We start from the raw sequence: 17,122 nt of genomic DNA on the forward strand, positions 1-17,122 counted from the left end.
GTGCGTTTCTCCTGCAAAATCCGTTGATCCGTCATTGCTGTCTGGCAATGACTGCATCGGCCCCGAACACGTCCGTTCCAATGGACGCGATGGGATGGACGGGGAATTCGTCGGCAAGGTCCTGATACGAGAGAACGGGGTTGTCGAAGCCGTTCCGGATCAGGAATCCCCTGACGAACCGTCGCGTGTCGACCGAACACACGATGATGGGTTTGGTGGTTTCCGCTTCCGCGCCGGATTTTCCGGGCGCGTTGGCCAGACGCTCGCGGACGGCCTCCAGAAGTTTTTGGGATGCATCCACTTCCAGCGCCAGAAACGAGCCGGCAGGCGTCTCGCGGACGGACTGCCGCAGAAGCTGGTCCGTTGCCTGCGACAGAACGATCGCGGGGATCGCCCTGTGGTTCGTCGCATAACGGTGGCAGATCTGACGGGACAGGGCATTGCGGACATGTTCAGCCAGCATCGGCACCTTGTTTTCGGTCTCACCCCACTCCACGAGCGTTTCCAGAATGAGGCGCATGTTGCGCAGCGACACGTCCTCTTCCACGAGACGCCTGAGAACTTCGGCGAGACGCTGGACGGGCACCAGTTTCGTGGCCTCGCGCGTCAGATCGGCATATTGTGCCTCCACGCGCTGGACGATCTGCCGCGTTTCCTGAAGCCCGAGGAAACGCCCGGCATGGCGACGCAACGCAGCACGGAAGCGAAAAGCAATGATCCCGGCATGATCGTAAAACCCGATCCCCGCTGCCCGGAGCCGCCCTTCACTGACGGAGGGAACCCAGAGGGATGGATCATTGGTCAGCAGAGCAACGCCTTCCTCGCCCTCTATCCCGGCAAGGTCCAGATGAACCGGATCGTCGTGCAGCAGAAGGAAATTCCCGCGCAGTTCATGCTCCTCAATGGGAACGTCTTCCAGATCAATTGAAAACCGCAGCTCCCCGCTGCCGTCGTGCTGACGGAGGGTGGGCGGGGGAAACTGGAAGCCCAGATCGTTGCCGATTTCCATGCTGACGCGCGCCAGAAGACGGGTTAGACGTCCCTGGTCCAGAGTGGCGTTCAGCTTCTGGCTGAGAGTAATCGCCATCAGGGGGGTGAAATTTTCCTGAAGGGTTGTGCTGGCCTGTCCCGCCGGTGAGGCGGCGGAGAAGACATCGTCCTGCGCGCCGGGATGCGGTTCGGCGGAGCGTCGGAAAACGCGGTTCGTCAGGCCCTTCCAGTCCGGGCGGCTGCCGCAGAAGAAAATTGCCGCCAGAATGAGGAAGACGGGTTTGGGAAAGCCGGGAATAAGCCCCATCGCCAGAAGAACGACCGACGCCACGCGCAGGGCGCTGCTGTTCGCCGTCAGCTGGGTCGCCATATCGCGGCCCAGATCCATGCCATGACCGCCCACGCGCGTGACCACGACGGCCGCCGTGATGGACAGCAGAAGGGCCGGAATCTGCGAGATCAGAGCATCGCCAACCGTCAGCAGCGTGTAGGTCTGCATGGCCTGGCCAATCGCCATACCGTGCTGCGCCACACCGATGCCGATCCCCCCGACCAGATTGACCACGATGATGATCAGCCCGGCGATCGCATCGCCCTTCACGAATTTCAGGGCGCCATCCATTGCGCCGTGCAGGGCACTTTCGCTGGCCAGTTCCGTGCGACGGCGCCGGGCCTCGATCGCGTCGATATCGCCCGACCGCAGATCGCTGTCGATGCTCATCTGCTTGCCGGGCATGGCATCAAGCGTAAAGCGTGCGCCCACTTCGGCAACGCGTTCGGTGCCTTTTGTGACGACGATGAACTGGACCGTGGTGACGATGGCGAAAACGACGAGACCGACGACGATGTTTCCGCCGATGACGAATTCGCCGAACGTTTCAACAATCGCCCCGGCATCCGCCGTCGTGAGAATCAGCCGCGTGACCGTGACTTCAAGCGCCAGCCGGAACACGGTCGAGACTAGGATCATGCCGGGAAGCGCTGTCAGATCCAGCGGCGACCGCAGATAGACGGCCACCATCAGAAGCAGGACCGACAGGCTGAGATTGCATCCGATCAGCACATCCGCAAAGGCCGCGGGCAGCGGCATGATGAGCATGCCGATCGTCAGGACCAGCACCAGAACGAGGGCCAGATCCTGCCGCTGGCTCATGACCCGGAAAAAGGGCGTGAGATGCTTCATGCCGCAGCGTGCCGCGTATAGTGCGCAAAACAGGTGCGCGCTTCGTCAAGCCGACCAAGCTGATGCAGCGCCCGCGCTCTCAGAAGGGCATTGCCCGCATCAGGAGTGGTCTCAAGCCTGTCGAGACAGTCGAGCACAACAAGGGCGAGTTCACTGCGGCGGATGACGGTATAGACATGCGCCAGCATCCGCAGACATTCATGGTCTCCCGTGCGCTGGGCGAGCACCAGCAGCAACATGGGCAGAGCCCGCCAGGGCCGTCCGCAGCAGATGTAGAGATAGGCCAGGGACAGCAAAAGATCGCGTTGATCGCTTTCCACGATTTCAGCCGCCGATCAGACTGTTGGACGCCTTGAGCAACTGCTCCAGAGCCGCGAGTTCATGTCTGAGGGTTTCCAGTCCCCCGGGGACGACAGGAGCCGAGCTTGAGCGCGAGGAGGCCTGTTCTTCCAGCCGTCGCAGCAGGTCCTGCCTGCGCGACGGCAGAAGAACCGCGGGGTTACGGAGATGCGGCATGATATGGGCATAGACCGCGCCAATAACGGTGGGTGGGTCGATGGTTTCAGACAGCGCGTTCTCAGGCGCCAGTGTCTGGCGAAGGGCGGCAACTTCGGCGTTCAGCAGACTGTCATCATGCTGGAGCGACAGGTCCTGCAGAGCGCGGTCGAGACGGACAGTCCCTTCGGACCAGACTCTCTGAACCATCTGTCCTATCTCCGCCTCATCTGCGGGGGGCCGCAGATCAGTAATTAAAGTTAATAGGCCGTAAACCCTTGCGCATTATTACGGTATGTTTCCGTATCTCGAAAAGCGACAATCCTGTGACAATTTCAGTGCCCACCCGGTAGCGCTGAGAATGTACGACGATATTGGGATTTTTCCCCGTCCAGACGGCCTGAATGGGCACATCAACCGGCGGTGTGGCCGGGGCGGGCGAGACGTTCGAAACCCATACGGCCTGTGTTCCGAAGGAGGCATCGAACCATTTTTCAACCTCGTGGAACGTCTTCATTTCCTGAGCCGAGAGGCTTCCGTCAATGATGATGACGCCGGAAGAGGCACTGACCCTCAGTTCGGGAAGATTGTTTTTTGTCAGCTCTTGCACGACGAGACGGCCCAGTTCCGCATCGCTGACCAACTGTGGGACGGGCTGGGCTGCTGACGGATCCGGCGTATGGGACACGGAGGCCATGTCTGCCCTGCGTGCGGGTGTCGCCGAATGCGACAGCGCCTGTATCACAACAAGCATCAGGGCTGTTGCCATTCCCCCCACAACCATGAGGGTGGGATTGATTCTCCGTTTTGTGGCGGGAATATCTTCGGCAGCGTGCGTAAACGTTTCTGGCGAAGACGCGAGGGTGCCATCAGAACCCAGATGAAGGGAAACAGGCCCAAGCCGCACCGTCGCAGGGGCTGTGACGATCGTGCTCTCGCCAGACGGGAGAGGCACCATATTCACAACAACATCCGGTGCGAGGGCCTGAAGCAGATACGCGCTTTCAGGCTGCGGCTTTATCGAAACATGCTGCGCTGCGATGCCCTCATCGAGCAGCGCCATGGTCGCCTGCGGGCCGGAACCGATGATGACAGGCTCCGTGCCAAGCGTCATGACGGCATCGCTGTGCAATCCGTTCTGAACAACCAGCATGATGCATCCCGGCTTGGGAGGACAGATCCTCCTGGTGGCAAAAACGGAAAATGGCCTGCACGACGGGGTCTGCCCCCGGCATGCAGGCCATGTCCGACGATGCGGAAATCAGTCCTTCGTGAAGGCGGACTTCGCGTTGCTTTCCATCGTCTGGGCAAAGTCGTTTGCAAATGTCTGGGCGTTGGAGATTTCAGACATCTGTTCCTGCTTCTGCAGGTTCTGGTCTTCCATGGCTTCGGACTCCTGCATGATCTGCTGCATGGTTGAGTCGCTGCTGGCAGAGATGGAACCGCTCATTTTATTCTCCATGACGTTGTTGGTGACTGAAAACAGCGCCGTTTTCTCCTGGCGCCATCCGGAAGCCCACATGAACTCCCGAAAACCGTGACGTTCGTAACGAACGCCTGTACACGCTCTGCATTCTCCCGCCGCCCCGAAGGCGCGCCGGGCAGAATGCCGGGCGTCAACCCAGTGCGGACTTCAGTTCGGATGCAGCAGAGCTGCTGTTGAACGTGCCGGACTGAATTTCGCTGGCGAGCATCTTCGCGACATCGGCAAGGTTGCTGTTGCCGGCGTTCGAGGCTTCGCGGGCCAGGGCATTGAGATTGTTGAACTCATCCGATCCGGACTTGCCGGACTGCAGGGCGTCCGCAATCGTGTTGACGTTGTTGCTCAGCGCATCGACGCTGTTGCCCTGAAGAGCCTGCTTGATGGCATTGCTGCTGCCACCCTGGTCGTAGGTGCCATCTGACAGGCTACGGCCGATATTGCCCGCAACGGAAGAGTCGAGGCCGTTACCCTGCTGGCTGGCTTCCGACGAAACAGCCTGAGCGTACTGCTGCAGGGTGTTGCCGTTCGTGCCGTTCATGTCGACGAGCGTCTTCAGCGTTTTCATGTCGTCGCTGAGATTGCCGGTCAGGGACAGGCCCGTGTTTCCAACAGGTGTGGGCGTCGAAGACCCTGTGTCGGACGAACCCGTACCCGAGGCGTTGCCGCTGGCTTCCATTTCCTGCAGGAGCTGGATCAGGGCCTGCTCCATTTCCTGTGCCGTTTCCATGCTCAGGTTCTGGCCGGTCGCTGAAGTGTTGAGGTCGCCCGTGCTCGTCGGGCTAAATGTTGTGTTGTAACTGTCAACCGTGGACATGCTGCTCTCCACATCAGAAAATCTGCGATCAGAGAGCAAGGTGTTACTTACCCTCTTGTCCGAACTTTCCACCCTCTGCGGTTGCAGTTCTCATGGTCGTTTCGGCCTGAAGAAAGAGATATTTGAGCAGTCTGACCGGAACCTGACGTAAAATCCGCCAACACTCATTTCCGGTTAAAACACGTCAATATTCACTGAATTGCAATCAAAGAGACAGGAACGGCGCGTTCCGGTTCCCGCGCCTGAATGTTCAGGCAGAGATCATTCCTGAGGGCTGTTTCCAGCCGCAAACAGGCGCCTGGCCTGCTGGAGAACCCGTTTCTGATAAGCGGAATTCAGCTGGGGTGTGTGGGAATGATAATCCCCTACGGCCTCAAGAAGGTTTCCGTGCGTTTGGTTGAGGTAACTTCGCAGGATAAGAGCCGACGCGGCGATATTGAAGCATCCGTCCGACACAAGACGCGCAGCCGTCTGGGTGGCCGGCATGCGGGTGATCTGGGAGAGAAGCCCGACCCACTGCGTGTTGATCTGCATCAGCCCCAGATCGTCGGAGCCGTTCGTGTTGTGATGCACGAGGCCAATGGCGCCGCGTTCGACTTCCCATATGGCAGGCAGAACCCGCGGAGGAAGATCGTACCGGATGGCGGCCGCGAGCATGCAGGCCAGAAGGGGAGCGGGCATGGCAGACCTGTCGGGACACTCTGTCCGGAATGAAGAAATTATGAAGACAGCACCGTGACCCCCATCATGCGCTGGGCAGAGAAGGTCCGAGGCTTTAGTACCGTTTGACGAACGGTTAAAAAAGGTACGTCATCAAAATGTCATGTCCCAGACAGGTCTCCCGTGCCGAGCGTCGCGATGATGCCGGTTTTACCCTTCTGGAAATTCTTGTGGTTCTGGCCATTCTGGGCCTGCTGGTCGGGCTTGTGGCGCCGGCTGCACTGCGCCAGCTGGGGGGTGCCCGCCAGTCCGTCGTCAAGCAGTCGATCGCTCGGATCGGTACGGTTCTGGACATGTATAAGCTCGATACGGGCGATTATCCCTCCACGGAGGAAGGTCTGGACGCGCTGGTCCATCGCCCGTCATCGGTGGAGAACTGGAATGGTCCTTATCTGAAGGGCGGCGCTGTTCCGTCCGATCCCTGGAACCATGCCTATGTCTACCATGCCCCTTCGGAGCGGGAAGGGCATGACTATGACCTCTGTTCCCACGGACCGAACGGCCGGGGCGAGGCGGGATCAGGAATGATCTGCAATCCCTGAGGGAGTGCTGTCTGGCGTCATGGTTTCCAGACGAACCAGACGCCAGGGAATGGGGCGTTCATCAGGAAGCATGATGGCCTCGGCATGACGCCACATCCTGAAAGCGCCGTGGAAGACGATGGCGTCCACGGAAACAAGGACGCCGCCGTTTCCTTCGCTGTTCGGATCAGTCTGATCCGCGCCGCTTGAAATCCCGGATTTCAGCAGAGCCTGCCGGACGGACGGATCGCCGGTGTGGAGATCGGGCAGTTCCTGCTGGGCAAAGGACAGATGCGGCTCCAGCCCCTCAAGCAGCAGGGGCGTCATGCCAGGAACGGCCGAAAGATCATCCAGATCATGAAACGGCAGTCCCTGTGACACACAGGCCGAGGCTCTGTCCGCCCCATGAAACCCTTCACTGCGCCACCCGAGAAGTGTGGCTGCCAGAGAGGCGGCCTGATCGGATGGAAAACCCTGCGTCATCAGGAGTGCCGCCATCAGCGGCTGACTGGCAATGTTGGGATTGATCCTGTCGCGGCGGATCTGACTGCGCGTTCTGACCCGAAACTCCGTAGTCTCAGGGCTGGAAGACCATTGGCCCGTCGGGCGCGTGCGCCCCGTGGCGACGGCGTAGAGTTCCGTCGTGATGGCGGCGTCTGCCGTTGTCTGGAGCCGCGCTTTCCAGAGTGCCGTGCTTTCGAGGTTCAGGGACGCCCGGCCCAGCATCAGGGCCTGCGTGCCGATCAGGGCCAGAAAAGCAAGCGTCCAGAGCACCAGTAGCAGCGCAAACCCCGCCTCCCGTCCGCGCAGCGGGCCGCGTGGAGGCAAGGGGAGCGATGGGGTGCCGGCCGGCATGTCAGTCGTGCAGTCCGACCGCTTTGAGAATGCGGTGCTGCGGATCTGCCGAGCCGGTCGGGGGCATGCCGTTCATTTCAGCCGGCAGGAGTGCTGCGTGAAGAAGCTGTTCGCGCAGATCTTCCGTCAGGGCGTAGGCTTCGCTCTGGCTGTGAATGATATGGGGCGTAATGAGGATCAGGAGTTCCGTACGGTTTCGCGTGTTGGTCTGGTTTCCGCCCAGCATTCCAAGGAGCGGAATATCCTTCAGCCAGGGCATTCCGCTGTTGTTGCGGTTGGACGTGTCGGAGATCAGCCCGGCCAGTCCGACCGTCTGACCGTCCGCGATGACCACGCGTGACGTGACCTGACGCTGGGAGAAGGTCGGGCTGTTGATGGACCCGCTGCCGGTTGTCGTTGTGCTGGAAGCCACGGAACTGACCTGCTGGGAAATGTCGAGCGTGACCGTCCCGCCATTGCTGACATGGGGGGTGACCTGAAGGATCACGCCCGTGGGCTGATAGTTGATCGAATTCGTAATGGTGGAATTCGACGTCAGAACCCCGGTGGTCGAGCCGGTCAGATACGGCACCATGTCGCCTACCATCAGGGAGGCCGCCTGGTTGTCCACGACCATCAGTTCAGGCGAGGACAGGACGCGCACTTTCGTGACGGCCTGGAGCGCATTTATGACGAAGGGCGCGCCCCCCTGTCCCGACCCGCCGAGAACGAAACCGGGGAACGAACTGGAGAGCTGCGACGACACCAGATTGGCACTTCCAAGGGACTGGGACGCATTGCTGAGAATACCGTTTATTCCGCCCGACTTGAAAAAGAACTGCGTGCCGTAATTGAGCGAGTCATTCAGCGTCACTTCGGCGACCGTGGCATCCACGCGAACCTGAAGGGGCATGATGTCCACCTTGCGGAGCATGGAGGCCACGGTTTCCATCTCGTTGGCCGTCCCATAGACCAGAACGGCATTGTTCTGAGTGTCGGGAATGATGCGGATTTCCGACGTTTCGGAACTGTTGCCCGAACTCCCCAGACCTAGCCCCCCGAGCAGGGGATTATTTGAAATTCCGTCCTGTGCGGTCTGCGTCTGGCCGGACTGGCCGTCCGAAGACGGGCTGTTCTGACCGGAACCGGAGAGCTGGTTGCCCTGCTGTGACGTTCCGCTGCCTGAAGACCCGAAGCCCATCCCGCTGCCGAAACTTCCCGAACTCCCGGAACCGGACGAGGAACTCTGGAAGCCTGAAGAGGAGGGCTGGGCTTTTGCCGTGGGGACGGCCGTGACATGGCCGGGGGTGAAGGCCTGTTGCAGGACATAGGCCACGTCGTTCGCCCGGCTGTTCTGGATGTAGAACACATTCCATTTCCGCACGGTTCTGCGACGCTGCGCCTCGATGACGGAAAAGGCACGACGGGCCTGATCCAGAAGGGCGGGGGTTGCGGCAATGACCATCACCGCTTCGATATGCGGCATGGGCACGACCTGCATCCGGCCTGCCAGCGCCTGTTCCTTTTTGCTGCCCAGAGCAGCCTGAAGGGCCTGCGAGACTTCGCTGGCATTGCCGCTGGTTGCGGGGAACAGGGCATAGGACTGTCCGGCCAGCACATCGGAATCGAATGTCCGGACCAGTTCTTCCAGAGAGGCCCGCGTGGCGGGATCGCCCGAAATCACGACGGCATTTCCCGCCGGGGCCGCAACGATGTGGTCCCCGCCCTTGAGGATGGGCTGAAGCGCCTTCACCAGACTTTCAGCCGAAGTGTAGCGCAGAGGAACGATCGTGTTGCCTGCCGTTCCACCGCCGGTTCCCGCCGTACCCGCAAGAGTGGTCACGCGGTAAATGCCGTTTTCCTCGACAAGCGCCGCGCCTGCGCCCGCGAGTGCGGTCCGGAAAACCGGCAGAAGCTGGTCCTGACGCAGCGGATGCGGCGTACGCAGGGTGATGGTGCCGTGGACGTTTGAATCAACGAGATAGTTGGCCTGAAGCAGTCGCCCGAGAATTTCGTCCGTAACCGACTGGATATCGGCATCCACGAAATTGAGGGTCAGGGTTCCATTTTCAGAGGCGCCACCGCCCGTCTGGCGCGTGCCGGAGGCCCGGCCATAACTCAGCATGCCGCCCCGGGCGGATTCCATACTCCCGACCGGACCGTCAACGCGGGGCGTGGCAGTCTGGCCGTACAGATGTTTCGAGACTGGCAGGGGTGTCAGGTGTGGTGGCGTGGACGAACAGCCCGCCAATAGAGCCAGCGGCGGGAGCGCTGCCATGAGGAGGAAACGGCGGGACATCCCGGAGATGGCAGGGGACAGGGAAGCAGGCACGTTGTCTCTCAGTCTGTTCTGTCGGCGGAAAGGGATCATGGCCGGGGGGCGGTGGACGCCGCGATGGAACGGGGGTCGCGCAGCGCGAGGATGGTGAAGGACGCATCCAGGGCGCGCCCTTCAGCCGTTTCGTCGATCGCCTGCGGGTTGCCGGACACGTCGATCCGGAGATCATCGACCAGCAGGCGCGGAGCGGTGCTGTGGTCCAGGGCGTCCAGAAGACGGACCAGTACGGCATAGGATGTGGTGAGGGAAACCCTCACGCCGAGCCGCTCGAACGCTCCGGTGCGCGAGACGGGGAGCGGTTCCATGCTCGTCGGCAGGGCCTGCCCCTCGAGGGCGGCGTCGTGCACGATCTGCTGGAGGCGGGCAAGGGCCGTTTCCTGCGAGGTTTCACTGATCAGGAGCGTGCTGCCACGCGCCTGAAGCGATGCCGTCCGGGCCCGTTTTTCAAGATCGGGCAGGGTGTCCACAAGGATCTGCGTATGGGTGAGGATGTCCTGCTGTTCGGCCAGATCGGCCTGTCCTTCGGCATACTGGTTCAGCAGAAGCGATGCGCCGGATGCGACCAGCACGAGCACGACGAACGTCATGCCGAGGGCGAGGAGACGTCCTTTTCGTCCGTCGGGCAGGCCGGACATGGGGGGTAAGGCGGAAGCGGACATCAGGATCAGCCCGGAGCGTCAGCATGAAGGGTGAAGAGATCCTGCCGACGGTCTTCGGAGCGTGTGATCGGCCCCGAGAAAGCTGCGTTCGAAAACGCGGCGCGATGCTCCAGAATACCGATCAGTTGCGTAGCCTGTGCGGACTGTCCTTCCAGTGAGACATGACGCTCATGGAGATGCAGTTCCGTCAGGAACGTATCTTCCGGCAAGGCCTGCGTGAGCGTCTGCAACACGAGGAGGGACGATCCCAGCCTGTGTTCTTCCCGGCGGATGGCGGCCGGCCCCTGTGTGAAACCGGCGATGTCCCGTCGCAGCGCCTCGGCCTGCTGCTTTTCTGTGGACAGCGCGGAAAGGGCGTGATCGAGCCGCAGACGCGAGATTTCCTGACGGATGAAGGGAGCTGCGATCAGGGCAAGACCCATCAGGACGAGCAGGGAAGGCCGGATTTTCCTGACTTTCGAGGGCGTGCCAAGTGGAAGGACGCCTTCCATCCCTTCGCACCGCAGATGTGTCGGGATAACGGCATGCTCTGCCAGTTCCTGCATCGCCGCTTCAAAGGTACGGCGTGGTGCCACGAGAAGGCGGAAGCCCACCTGACCGTTACGCAGGGGGAAGGCTTTCCCCGTTGGCGTGACAGTCCAGACGACGTCTTCGGGGCGGAACGGGGTCAGCCTGTCCAGATCGTAGCCGATGGTCTGCACCGCATGGGGAGCGGCTGCGCGGGGTAAAGTGAGTTCACGCGAAAGGATGGCACCGGCAGGCAGGACAAGGCAGACTGGCGCGGGACGGGCTGAAAGAAGGCTCTTCTTGTGGGAGGCCGGGCGCGGAAGGCGGGACAGGCTGCCGGGCTCGAGGGTTCCGTCCCGCTGGACCGGGAGGCGCAGATCCTGCCGCTGGTCCCGCCTCAGGGCGGCAGGTAGAAGCTCCGCCATACGGCTCACCCACCAGCGGAAAACAGCCTCAGGCCCCGGTATCGACAGGATCATGCGTTAAGACAGAACATGGGAAAAGCGGGGAGGGGCCACCTGATGAAACGGTCCACATGAAAGGCAATGAAAAGCTTCGCGAGGCAATATCATTTCACCCCTGCACGATGACAGGGCTGGAATATTATAAATTCATGACAGTTCGAAAACCTCTCTGCCCCTGCATCAGGGCATCGGGTAAGTCATCGAGGATCATATCAGGATCACGAACGGCATAGCATGAGACGCGCCAGCCAGATCGCCGCGGCAAGGCACGGGCCAAAGGGAACAAGGATCGTCATGTTGAAGCGCCCCGAGCGCATGGCCGTTGCCAGAGCCAGCACGATACCCAAGGCCGAACCCGCACCGATGACGACAGGCAGCGCGCCCAGCCCGACCCAGGCTCCGCCCATGGCCAGAAGCTTGACGTCCCCACCCCCGAGACCCTGCCTGTGACGGATCATCCGGTATCCGGCGGCAATGAGCGCGAAGATCAGCCACCCCGCCGCACTCCCGAGCGCACGGTCGAGCAAGCCTTCCGTTCCGGCTGTGGCATATCCTTCCACAAGCCCCATCAAAAGCAGCGGCAGCGTCAGCATGTCGGGAAGCCGCAGGCAGGTGAGGTCGATCACGGAGAGGGCCAGCAACCCCCAGCCGAGGATGCAGTCTCCCACAAAGGACAACGCGTCCCAGTCGGCCAGCCGGAAGGGGAGATCCTGAAAATGACCGGCTATCACGCGGGCCAGAAGGGCCATGGCGGGCACGGTGAGCGCTGCAAGTTCGATCCAGAGATGGTCCGGGGTAATCCGGCTCTTGCAGTGACGGCATCGCCCCTTCTGCGCCGCATAGGACAGGATCGGGATCAGGTCGCGGGCAGACAGCGGAACGTGGCAGCTTTCACAATAGGAGCGGCCGGAGGCCACGGTTTCCCCCCTCGGGATCCGGCGTATGAGCACGCCCAGGAAACTCCCCGCAACCGGGGCCAGAAGGAAAACGGCAACAAGCAGGGAAACGGTCATGGCGATGGGACACTGGCGGATTTGCAATCGCACGACAAGCGCGTGAGAAGCGGGCGTCTGCCCGGCCCGGCAACCGGAGTTCGCCATGCTCCCGGCTGACACGCGCCTTGAGGCCGCGCTGAGCGAGCGTGGCGTCTGCGAAGGTCGCGCGCTGGAGCGGGCCCGCAATGTCGCGACCGAGACCGGACAGTCTCTGGCGCTTGTTCTGCTCCAGCTCGGTCTGGTCAGCGAGGGCGATCTGGCCGCAACCTATGCGGCCATGCTGGACGTAACGGTTCTGACGCCGGAGGATCTGGCCGCCGTTCAGGAACCGGTCCTGCCCGACGATCTGGGGGCGCGGTTCCTGCATCAGGCACGGGCCGTTCCGCTGGGCTGCGCACACGGCACGCTGCGTCTGGCCATGGCGGATCCGCTGGATGATTATACGTCGGCTGCTGTTCAACTCGCCACGGGCTGTGAGGTCCGGCGTGAGGTGGGGCGGCCGTCGGATATTTCGGCGATTTTGAACCGGCTTTATCCTGAGGACGGCGCGGACGGCTCCGGAGGGCAGGGTGATTTCGATGCGGAAGGGTCTGCCGCGGAGGACGATACGGACCGGCTGAAGGATCTTGCCAGCGAGGCGCCGATTATCCGGCTGGTGAACCAGCTGATTTTCCAGGCGGTGGAAACGCGGGCGTCGGATATTCATATCGAACCCTTCGAGGACCGGCTTGTGGTCCGGTATCGTTATGACGGCGTTCTGCATGAGGTGGACAGCCAGAGCCCGCGTCTGGCCGCGGCGATCGTGTCGCGCATCAAGATCATGGCAAAGCTCGATATTGCGGAGCGCAGGTTGCCGCAGGACGGGCGCATCAAGCTGGCCGTGCGCGGGCATGAGGTGGATTTCCGGGTCTCGACTGTTCCGTCGCTGCATGGGGAGACGGTTGTCCTGCGCGTTCTGGACCGGACGACCGTCAGTTTCGACTACAGCCGTCTGGGCCTTGCGCCCTCCGTCATCGCGGCGTTCCGCTCTGCGCTGGAGATGCCCAACGGGATTGTTCTGGTGACGGGGCCGACGGGTTCGGGCAAGACCACCACCCTTTATACGGGGCTGGCCGGGCTCAATGCGACCGAACGCAATGTCATGACGGTCGAGGACCCGGTGGAGTATCAGCTTTCGGGGATCAACCAGCTTCAGATCAGGCCGGCCATTGGACTGACATTTGCCAGTCTGCTCCGCGCCATGCTGCGTCAGGACCCTGATGTCATCATGGTCGGTGAAATCCGGGATATCGAGACCGTCCAGATTGCCGTTCAGGCGGCTTTGACCGGGCATCTCGTGCTGTCCACGCTGCATACGAATTCGGCTGCCGCGGCGGTGACGCGACTGCGGGACATGGGGCTGGAAGACTATCTCATGACGGCCGTTCTGCGCGGTATCCTGGCGCAGAGACTTGTGCGGCGGCTGTGTGGACACTGTCGCCGTCCCGAAGCTGTCGATCCGGCACTGGCGCATCGTCTGGGTCTTGATCCGGGGGCGTCGCACACGCTGTGGCATCCGGTCGGCTGTGCGGAGTGTCGTCAGACCGGCTATAGCGGCCGCAGTGCCGTGGCGGAATTTCTTCCGACATCGCGGGAGATCTCCCGCCTCATCATGGCTGGGGCGGACCATTCCGAGATCGAACAGGCAGCCGTTGCGGCAGGAATGGAAACGCTGTTTCAGGCGGGCCTGAGGCTGGCGCTTGAAGGCGAGACGTCGCTTGAAGAGGTTTCGCGCATCATCGGGCATGGCGGATGAGTGCGGCATCGGGTCCTTCCGAGACGTGGCACTACAGCGCGATTGGTCCGGACGGGCGGCTGGTGCATGGCGACATGCTTGCCAGCACGGAACAGCAGGTGATGCAGCGGCTGCAACGGCAGAAACTGATGGTCGTGCAGGTTGCGCCCGCAACGCGGCGGGGCGCAGTGCAGGGCGGTGTGCGGGTGCTGCTGGGGCGGCGCCATACGCTTCGGCTGCGGCCTGCGGAGGTTGCGGATTTTACCCGCAAACTGGCAACCATGCTGACCGCCGGGCTCGATCTGGACCGTACCCTCAGGTTTCTGGGGGAAACGGCCGTAGGGCCGCGCAATGGTCGGGTCATCGGAGCGTTGCGGGACCGGGTGCGGGATGGTGAGGCCTTTGCCGAGGCCCTTGAGACCATGCCCTCCGTCTTTCCAAAACTCTATGTGGGCATGGTCCGGGCCGGGGAAGCGGGGGGCGCGCTGGGAGAGGCTCTGCTGCATCTTTCGGAGCTGCTCGAACGGGAGAGAAAGCTGCGGGCGACCATTCAGTCCGCGATGATCTATCCGGCGGTTCTGGTCGTGGCGTCCGTGTTCTCGATCGTGCTTCTGCTGACGCAGGTGCTGCCGCAGTTCGTGCCTCTGTTTGAGGAAAATGGCGCCACCCTGCCGCTGGCAACGCGGATCGTGATTGCGACGGGCAGTTTCCTGACGCATTGGGGGCTGGTGCTGCTGGTCGCTTTCGGAATTGCGGGCGTCAGTATTCACGCAGCGCTTCGGAAGCCTGAGCGGCGGCTTGTCTTTGACCGTTTTCTGCTGCGGGTTCCGATCCTCGGATCGTTGTTGCTGGAGATCATGGCCGCCCAGTTTACCCGTACGCTCGGCACGCTGATGCAGAACGGTGTGCCTATTGTGGGGGCTCTGAGAATCACGGAAGGGGTGATTGGCAATACGGCGGGCGCGGCGTGTGTGAGCGAGGCCACGCGGGACATGCGCGAGGGGCGGGGCCTGGCCTATTCTCTGGAGCGGACGAAGGTTTTTCCCGAAGCCATGATCCATTTTCTGCGCGTGGGTGAAGAAACGGCACAGCTTTCGGCCATTGCCCTGCGGTCTGCGGATATTCACGAGGATGCAAGCCGCGTCATCATCCAGCGTCTTCTGGCCATTCTCGTCCCGGCGATTACCATCATCATGGGCGTTCTGGTGGCTGGAATTGTTTCCGCGCTGCTTCTGGCGATGCTGAGCCTCAATGATCTTGCACATTGACGCACAGAGCCGGAGGGATTCCGGTTTTACCCTTCTGGAAATCATAGTGGTGCTGGCCATTGCCGGAATCCTGCTGGGTGTTGCGCTGGAACGGGGACCGCTGCGGAGTGAGGCCCTGTCCTTTTCCGTGGCGCGGCGACAGGTCGTGGATCTTCTGCATCAGGCGCAGGATCTGTCTGAAACCCGCGGTGAAACCGTGACGGTTCTGCTGGACAGCGCGGAGGGGACGTTCCTGACGGTTGAGGGGCACACACTCCGGACGACGCGCATTCACAAACCTGCGCGGGTATTTGTTCCGACGCTCTCTGGCGGGATGATGGCGCGGGCGTCTTACCGGTTCATGGCGGATGGGCGCGTGACGGGGGCGCCGCTGATGGTTGTTCTGGGGCATCATGTCGCCCTTGTCAGCTTCAGCGACGTGACGGGACGGATCCAGATTGATGAGCGCTGAACGATCGGTCCGCACTTTGCGCCAGGATCAGGGCTTCACGCTGCTGGAAGTCATCGTGGCCCTGATGATCGCGGGTTTTGCCCTGGCTGCCATGCTAGGCTCGATCGAAGCGGGGCTGGCGGGTGGGGGACGGGCGGATCATGGTCTGCGTCTGCTTTCTGTGGCCAGGTCGCAGCTGGATGGTGCGCTGGCCATGCCGTCTTTCCGGCCGGGTTCGCAGACCTATGACATCCCGCCGCATTATCATTCCAGTGTGGATATCCGCCAGATTGCGGCGTCTCCGGCGCGGGGGGAGCGGGCGTCACTGGGGCTGTTTTCGGTGGAGGTGCGGGTGTGGGAAGACGGCGCGGCGCGGTCTGTGTCTCTGTCGGGGAGGGCAGTCGGGGCTGCGGTGCAGGAATGAAGCCGGGTCTGGGGTCTGATTCGGGAGAAGACGGTTTTACGCTGCTGGAAATTCTGGTCGTGACGGTCGTGTTCGGGCTGCTGTCCGTCGCCCTCTGGCAGGGGGTGGGCGTGGGAACGCGGGGCTGGTCGCAGGCGGAGCGACGTTATGGAGACGAAGCGACGTTTCAGGGTACGGAAGAGGCCCTGCGTCGTCTGATCGAGCGTGCGGAGACGCCCGATGGCCGGGGCGCCTCTCTTTTTTCCGGTGATTCGGAGCGGCTTGGTTTCGTGTCGTGGCTGCCGGAGCAGGGCGGTTATGGCAGGCAGGTTCAGGTGGGGTTGGGCGTGGATGCGGGCAAACGGCTGGTTCTGCGCTGGCGGCGGTTCCGCCGGGCGGACTGCGCCCTGCAACCTGAAATTCCGCATGAAGAAACGCTGGCCCGGGACGTGGGGCGCGTTGAATTTTCCTATTACGGCGTCGTTGAGGGACATTATGTCTGGCAGAAAACATGGGAAAGCCGGGGGCTTCCCCTGCTGGTCCGCATCCGGATGGAGCGCATCGACGGAGGGGCGCTCTGGCCCGCCATTCTGGTGCGCCCGCTGCTCGCCGCTCCGGCGGGAGAGTGAGGAGATGAGGGCGGAAAATGCGGCCGGTTCAGGGAAGAGGCGTTCCAGAATGATGTTGGTACGATGGTCTCACGGTGGTCTGTTCGGATGTCTTCTGCTGATGGGTGTGATGGGGCAGGCCTGTGCCCAGCCGTCAAAGGAACCGCAGAAGGTTGATGTCGATTCCATTCTGGGGCGTCCCCTGTTTGAGCCTGACCGGCAGCCCCGGGGCAGGGGCGCTGTGCAGGCGGGGGAGCCGCAGGTTGTGGGGATTTCCGGTCGTCCGGGAGGATGGCGGGCGATCATCCGGACCGGCGCCGCTGGCAGTCGCGGCAGGGTTGTGGGTGTGGGAGAGCGTGTGGGCGACTGGAATGTTGCGGAGATCAGCGCGACCGGGGTGATTCTCCGGCGCGGGCAAAGCGTGCGGCGTCTTGCTCCGGTTTTTGTAAAACATCCTGTTCAGACTGTCCCCCAGCTGCAGTCCCAGCCGCAGGGGGCAACGGCGCCGGTGATGCCGGTGCCTGCCCCGCCGGCGGCCCCTGTTTCGGGCCAGTCAAAGCCGACGTTTCATTTCGATCCGGCGTCGGGAGAGGCTCCGTGACACTGATGTGTCAAAGGATATCGTTTTTCACGAAA

The 17,122-nt window shown here is 62.1% G+C and carries 19 protein-coding genes; 7 read left to right on the forward strand and 12 right to left on the reverse strand.

Annotation, left to right across the window (positions count from 1 at the left end):
- Nucleotides 1-31 precede the first annotated feature (31 nt).
- The 7 genes from sctV to HK22_RS01005 all read right to left on the reverse strand — a co-directional run bounded on the left by sctV (nt 32) and on the right by HK22_RS01005 (nt 5,646).
- On the reverse strand, nt 32-2,173 hold the full coding sequence (gene sctV, locus HK22_RS00975) for a type III secretion system export apparatus subunit SctV (RefSeq protein ID WP_086648020.1): 2,142 nt from the start codon (nt 2,171-2,173) through the stop codon (nt 32-34).
- On the reverse strand, nt 2,170-2,493 hold the full coding sequence (locus HK22_RS00980; protein ID WP_062029774.1) for a hypothetical protein: 324 nt from the start codon (nt 2,491-2,493) through the stop codon (nt 2,170-2,172). Before HK22_RS00980 ends, sctV begins: the two co-directional genes overlap by 4 nt.
- 4 nt (nt 2,494-2,497) lie before the next feature.
- Nucleotides 2,498-2,878, reverse strand: coding sequence for a hypothetical protein (locus tag HK22_RS00985; protein ID WP_062508269.1), 381 nt, complete (start codon nt 2,876-2,878; stop codon nt 2,498-2,500).
- Between the two features lie 37 nt (nt 2,879-2,915).
- The gene (locus HK22_RS00990) at nt 2,916-3,821 is read right to left on the reverse strand and encodes an EscD/YscD/HrpQ family type III secretion system periplasmic domain-containing protein (protein WP_086648021.1); all 906 of its coding nucleotides are present in this window, start codon (nt 3,819-3,821) and stop codon (nt 2,916-2,918) included.
- 108 nt (nt 3,822-3,929) lie between these two features.
- The gene (locus HK22_RS00995; RefSeq protein ID WP_141306867.1) at nt 3,930-4,118 is read right to left on the reverse strand and encodes a hypothetical protein; all 189 of its coding nucleotides are present in this window, start codon (nt 4,116-4,118) and stop codon (nt 3,930-3,932) included.
- A 166-nt stretch (nt 4,119-4,284) separates the two neighbouring features.
- A complete protein-coding gene (locus HK22_RS01000; protein ID WP_143412356.1) occupies nt 4,285-4,965 on the reverse strand; it encodes a hypothetical protein in 681 nt (226 codons plus the stop codon).
- Nucleotides 4,966-5,226: 261 nt separating this feature from the next.
- The gene (locus tag HK22_RS01005) at nt 5,227-5,646 is read right to left on the reverse strand and encodes a lytic transglycosylase domain-containing protein (protein WP_086648023.1); all 420 of its coding nucleotides are present in this window, start codon (nt 5,644-5,646) and stop codon (nt 5,227-5,229) included.
- Nucleotides 5,647-5,783: 137 nt separating this feature from the next.
- Between HK22_RS01005 and gspG the strand changes: the two genes are divergently transcribed.
- Complete coding sequence (gspG, locus tag HK22_RS01010; protein WP_062029762.1) at nt 5,784-6,227, forward strand: type II secretion system major pseudopilin GspG; 444 nt, start codon at nt 5,784-5,786, stop codon at nt 6,225-6,227.
- Here the strand turns inward: gspG and HK22_RS01015 are convergent.
- The 5 genes from HK22_RS01015 to HK22_RS01035 form a co-directional block, all read right to left on the reverse strand.
- Nucleotides 6,204-7,061 (reverse strand): type II secretion system protein GspK, encoded by an 858-nt coding sequence (locus tag HK22_RS01015; protein WP_233142310.1) that lies wholly within the window; start codon nt 7,059-7,061, stop codon nt 6,204-6,206. The two genes, gspG and HK22_RS01015, sit on opposite strands and share 24 nt — an antisense overlap.
- Before the next feature lies 1 nt (nt 7,062).
- On the reverse strand, nt 7,063-9,372 hold the full coding sequence (gene gspD / locus HK22_RS01020) for a type II secretion system secretin GspD (protein ID WP_158093523.1): 2,310 nt from the start codon (nt 9,370-9,372) through the stop codon (nt 7,063-7,065).
- 35 nt (nt 9,373-9,407) lie between these two features.
- Nucleotides 9,408-10,037 carry a type II secretion system protein GspM gene (gene gspM, locus HK22_RS01025; RefSeq protein ID WP_233142312.1) on the reverse strand — a complete coding sequence of 210 codons (630 nt, stop codon included), beginning with the start codon at nt 10,035-10,037 and terminating at the stop codon, nt 9,408-9,410.
- Between the two features lie 5 nt (nt 10,038-10,042).
- A complete protein-coding gene (locus HK22_RS01030) occupies nt 10,043-11,023 on the reverse strand; it encodes a PilN domain-containing protein (protein ID WP_143412357.1) in 981 nt (326 codons plus the stop codon).
- Nucleotides 11,024-11,226: 203 nt separating this feature from the next.
- Nucleotides 11,227-12,108, reverse strand: coding sequence for an A24 family peptidase (locus HK22_RS01035; RefSeq protein ID WP_233142314.1), 882 nt, complete (start codon nt 12,106-12,108; stop codon nt 11,227-11,229).
- Between HK22_RS01035 and HK22_RS01040 the strand changes: the two genes are divergently transcribed.
- From HK22_RS01040 to HK22_RS01065, 6 genes are read left to right on the forward strand one after another with little or no spacing between them, the layout of a single operon-like run.
- Complete coding sequence (locus tag HK22_RS01040) at nt 12,107-13,798, forward strand: GspE/PulE family protein (RefSeq protein WP_086648027.1); 1,692 nt, start codon at nt 12,107-12,109, stop codon at nt 13,796-13,798. The two genes, HK22_RS01035 and HK22_RS01040, sit on opposite strands and share 2 nt — an antisense overlap.
- Nucleotides 13,795-15,045 (forward strand): type II secretion system F family protein, encoded by a 1,251-nt coding sequence (locus HK22_RS01045; RefSeq protein WP_086648028.1) that lies wholly within the window; start codon nt 13,795-13,797, stop codon nt 15,043-15,045. The genes HK22_RS01040 and HK22_RS01045 overlap by 4 nt, the downstream gene beginning before the upstream one ends.
- Nucleotides 15,029-15,496 (forward strand): Tfp pilus assembly protein FimT/FimU, encoded by a 468-nt coding sequence (locus HK22_RS01050; protein ID WP_086648029.1) that lies wholly within the window; start codon nt 15,029-15,031, stop codon nt 15,494-15,496. The genes HK22_RS01045 and HK22_RS01050 overlap by 17 nt, the downstream gene beginning before the upstream one ends.
- Complete coding sequence (locus HK22_RS01055; RefSeq protein WP_086648030.1) at nt 15,486-15,899, forward strand: prepilin-type N-terminal cleavage/methylation domain-containing protein; 414 nt, start codon at nt 15,486-15,488, stop codon at nt 15,897-15,899. Before HK22_RS01050 ends, HK22_RS01055 begins: the two co-directional genes overlap by 11 nt.
- Complete coding sequence (locus HK22_RS01060; RefSeq protein WP_086648031.1) at nt 15,896-16,507, forward strand: prepilin-type N-terminal cleavage/methylation domain-containing protein; 612 nt, start codon at nt 15,896-15,898, stop codon at nt 16,505-16,507. The genes HK22_RS01055 and HK22_RS01060 overlap by 4 nt, the downstream gene beginning before the upstream one ends.
- A 49-nt stretch (nt 16,508-16,556) precedes the next feature.
- Nucleotides 16,557-17,087 carry a hypothetical protein gene (locus HK22_RS01065; protein ID WP_086648032.1) on the forward strand — a complete coding sequence of 177 codons (531 nt, stop codon included), beginning with the start codon at nt 16,557-16,559 and terminating at the stop codon, nt 17,085-17,087.
- Nucleotides 17,088-17,122: the final 35 nt, after the last annotated feature.

The sequence above is a fragment of the Gluconobacter sp. DsW_056 genome (assembly GCF_002153595.1).
GTDB lineage: Bacteria > Pseudomonadota > Alphaproteobacteria > Acetobacterales > Acetobacteraceae > Gluconobacter > Gluconobacter albidus.

What these genes read in the sequence shown, in the direction of transcription:
- HK22_RS01060 (WP_086648031.1), top strand. Translation starts at nt 15,896, where the DNA reads ATGAAGCCGGGTCTGGGGTCTGATTCGGGAGAAGACGGTTTTACGCTG.
- HK22_RS01040 (WP_086648027.1), top strand. Translation starts at nt 12,107, where the DNA reads ATGCTCCCGGCTGACACGCGCCTTGAGGCCGCGCTGAGCGAGCGTGGC.
- HK22_RS01030 (WP_143412357.1), bottom strand. Translation starts at nt 11,023, where the DNA reads ATGATCCTGTCGATACCGGGGCCTGAGGCTGTTTTCCGCTGGTGGGTG.
- HK22_RS01035 (WP_233142314.1), bottom strand. Translation starts at nt 12,108, where the DNA reads ATGGCGAACTCCGGTTGCCGGGCCGGGCAGACGCCCGCTTCTCACGCG.
- HK22_RS00985 (WP_062508269.1), bottom strand. Translation starts at nt 2,878, where the DNA reads ATGGTTCAGAGAGTCTGGTCCGAAGGGACTGTCCGTCTCGACCGCGCT.
- HK22_RS01055 (WP_086648030.1), top strand. Translation starts at nt 15,486, where the DNA reads ATGAGCGCTGAACGATCGGTCCGCACTTTGCGCCAGGATCAGGGCTTC.
- HK22_RS01065 (WP_086648032.1), top strand. Translation starts at nt 16,557, where the DNA reads ATGATGTTGGTACGATGGTCTCACGGTGGTCTGTTCGGATGTCTTCTG.
- HK22_RS01045 (WP_086648028.1), top strand. Translation starts at nt 13,795, where the DNA reads ATGAGTGCGGCATCGGGTCCTTCCGAGACGTGGCACTACAGCGCGATT.
- HK22_RS01050 (WP_086648029.1), top strand. Translation starts at nt 15,029, where the DNA reads ATGATCTTGCACATTGACGCACAGAGCCGGAGGGATTCCGGTTTTACC.
- gspG (WP_062029762.1), top strand. Translation starts at nt 5,784, where the DNA reads ATGTCATGTCCCAGACAGGTCTCCCGTGCCGAGCGTCGCGATGATGCC.
- sctV (WP_086648020.1), bottom strand. Translation starts at nt 2,173, where the DNA reads ATGAAGCATCTCACGCCCTTTTTCCGGGTCATGAGCCAGCGGCAGGAT.
- HK22_RS01000 (WP_143412356.1), bottom strand. Translation starts at nt 4,965, where the DNA reads ATGTCCACGGTTGACAGTTACAACACAACATTTAGCCCGACGAGCACG.
- HK22_RS00990 (WP_086648021.1), bottom strand. Translation starts at nt 3,821, where the DNA reads ATGCTGGTTGTTCAGAACGGATTGCACAGCGATGCCGTCATGACGCTT.
- HK22_RS01015 (WP_233142310.1), bottom strand. Translation starts at nt 7,061, where the DNA reads ATGCCGGCCGGCACCCCATCGCTCCCCTTGCCTCCACGCGGCCCGCTG.
- gspM (WP_233142312.1), bottom strand. Translation starts at nt 10,037, where the DNA reads ATGTCCGCTTCCGCCTTACCCCCCATGTCCGGCCTGCCCGACGGACGA.
- HK22_RS00995 (WP_141306867.1), bottom strand. Translation starts at nt 4,118, where the DNA reads ATGAGCGGTTCCATCTCTGCCAGCAGCGACTCAACCATGCAGCAGATC.
- HK22_RS01005 (WP_086648023.1), bottom strand. Translation starts at nt 5,646, where the DNA reads ATGCCCGCTCCCCTTCTGGCCTGCATGCTCGCGGCCGCCATCCGGTAC.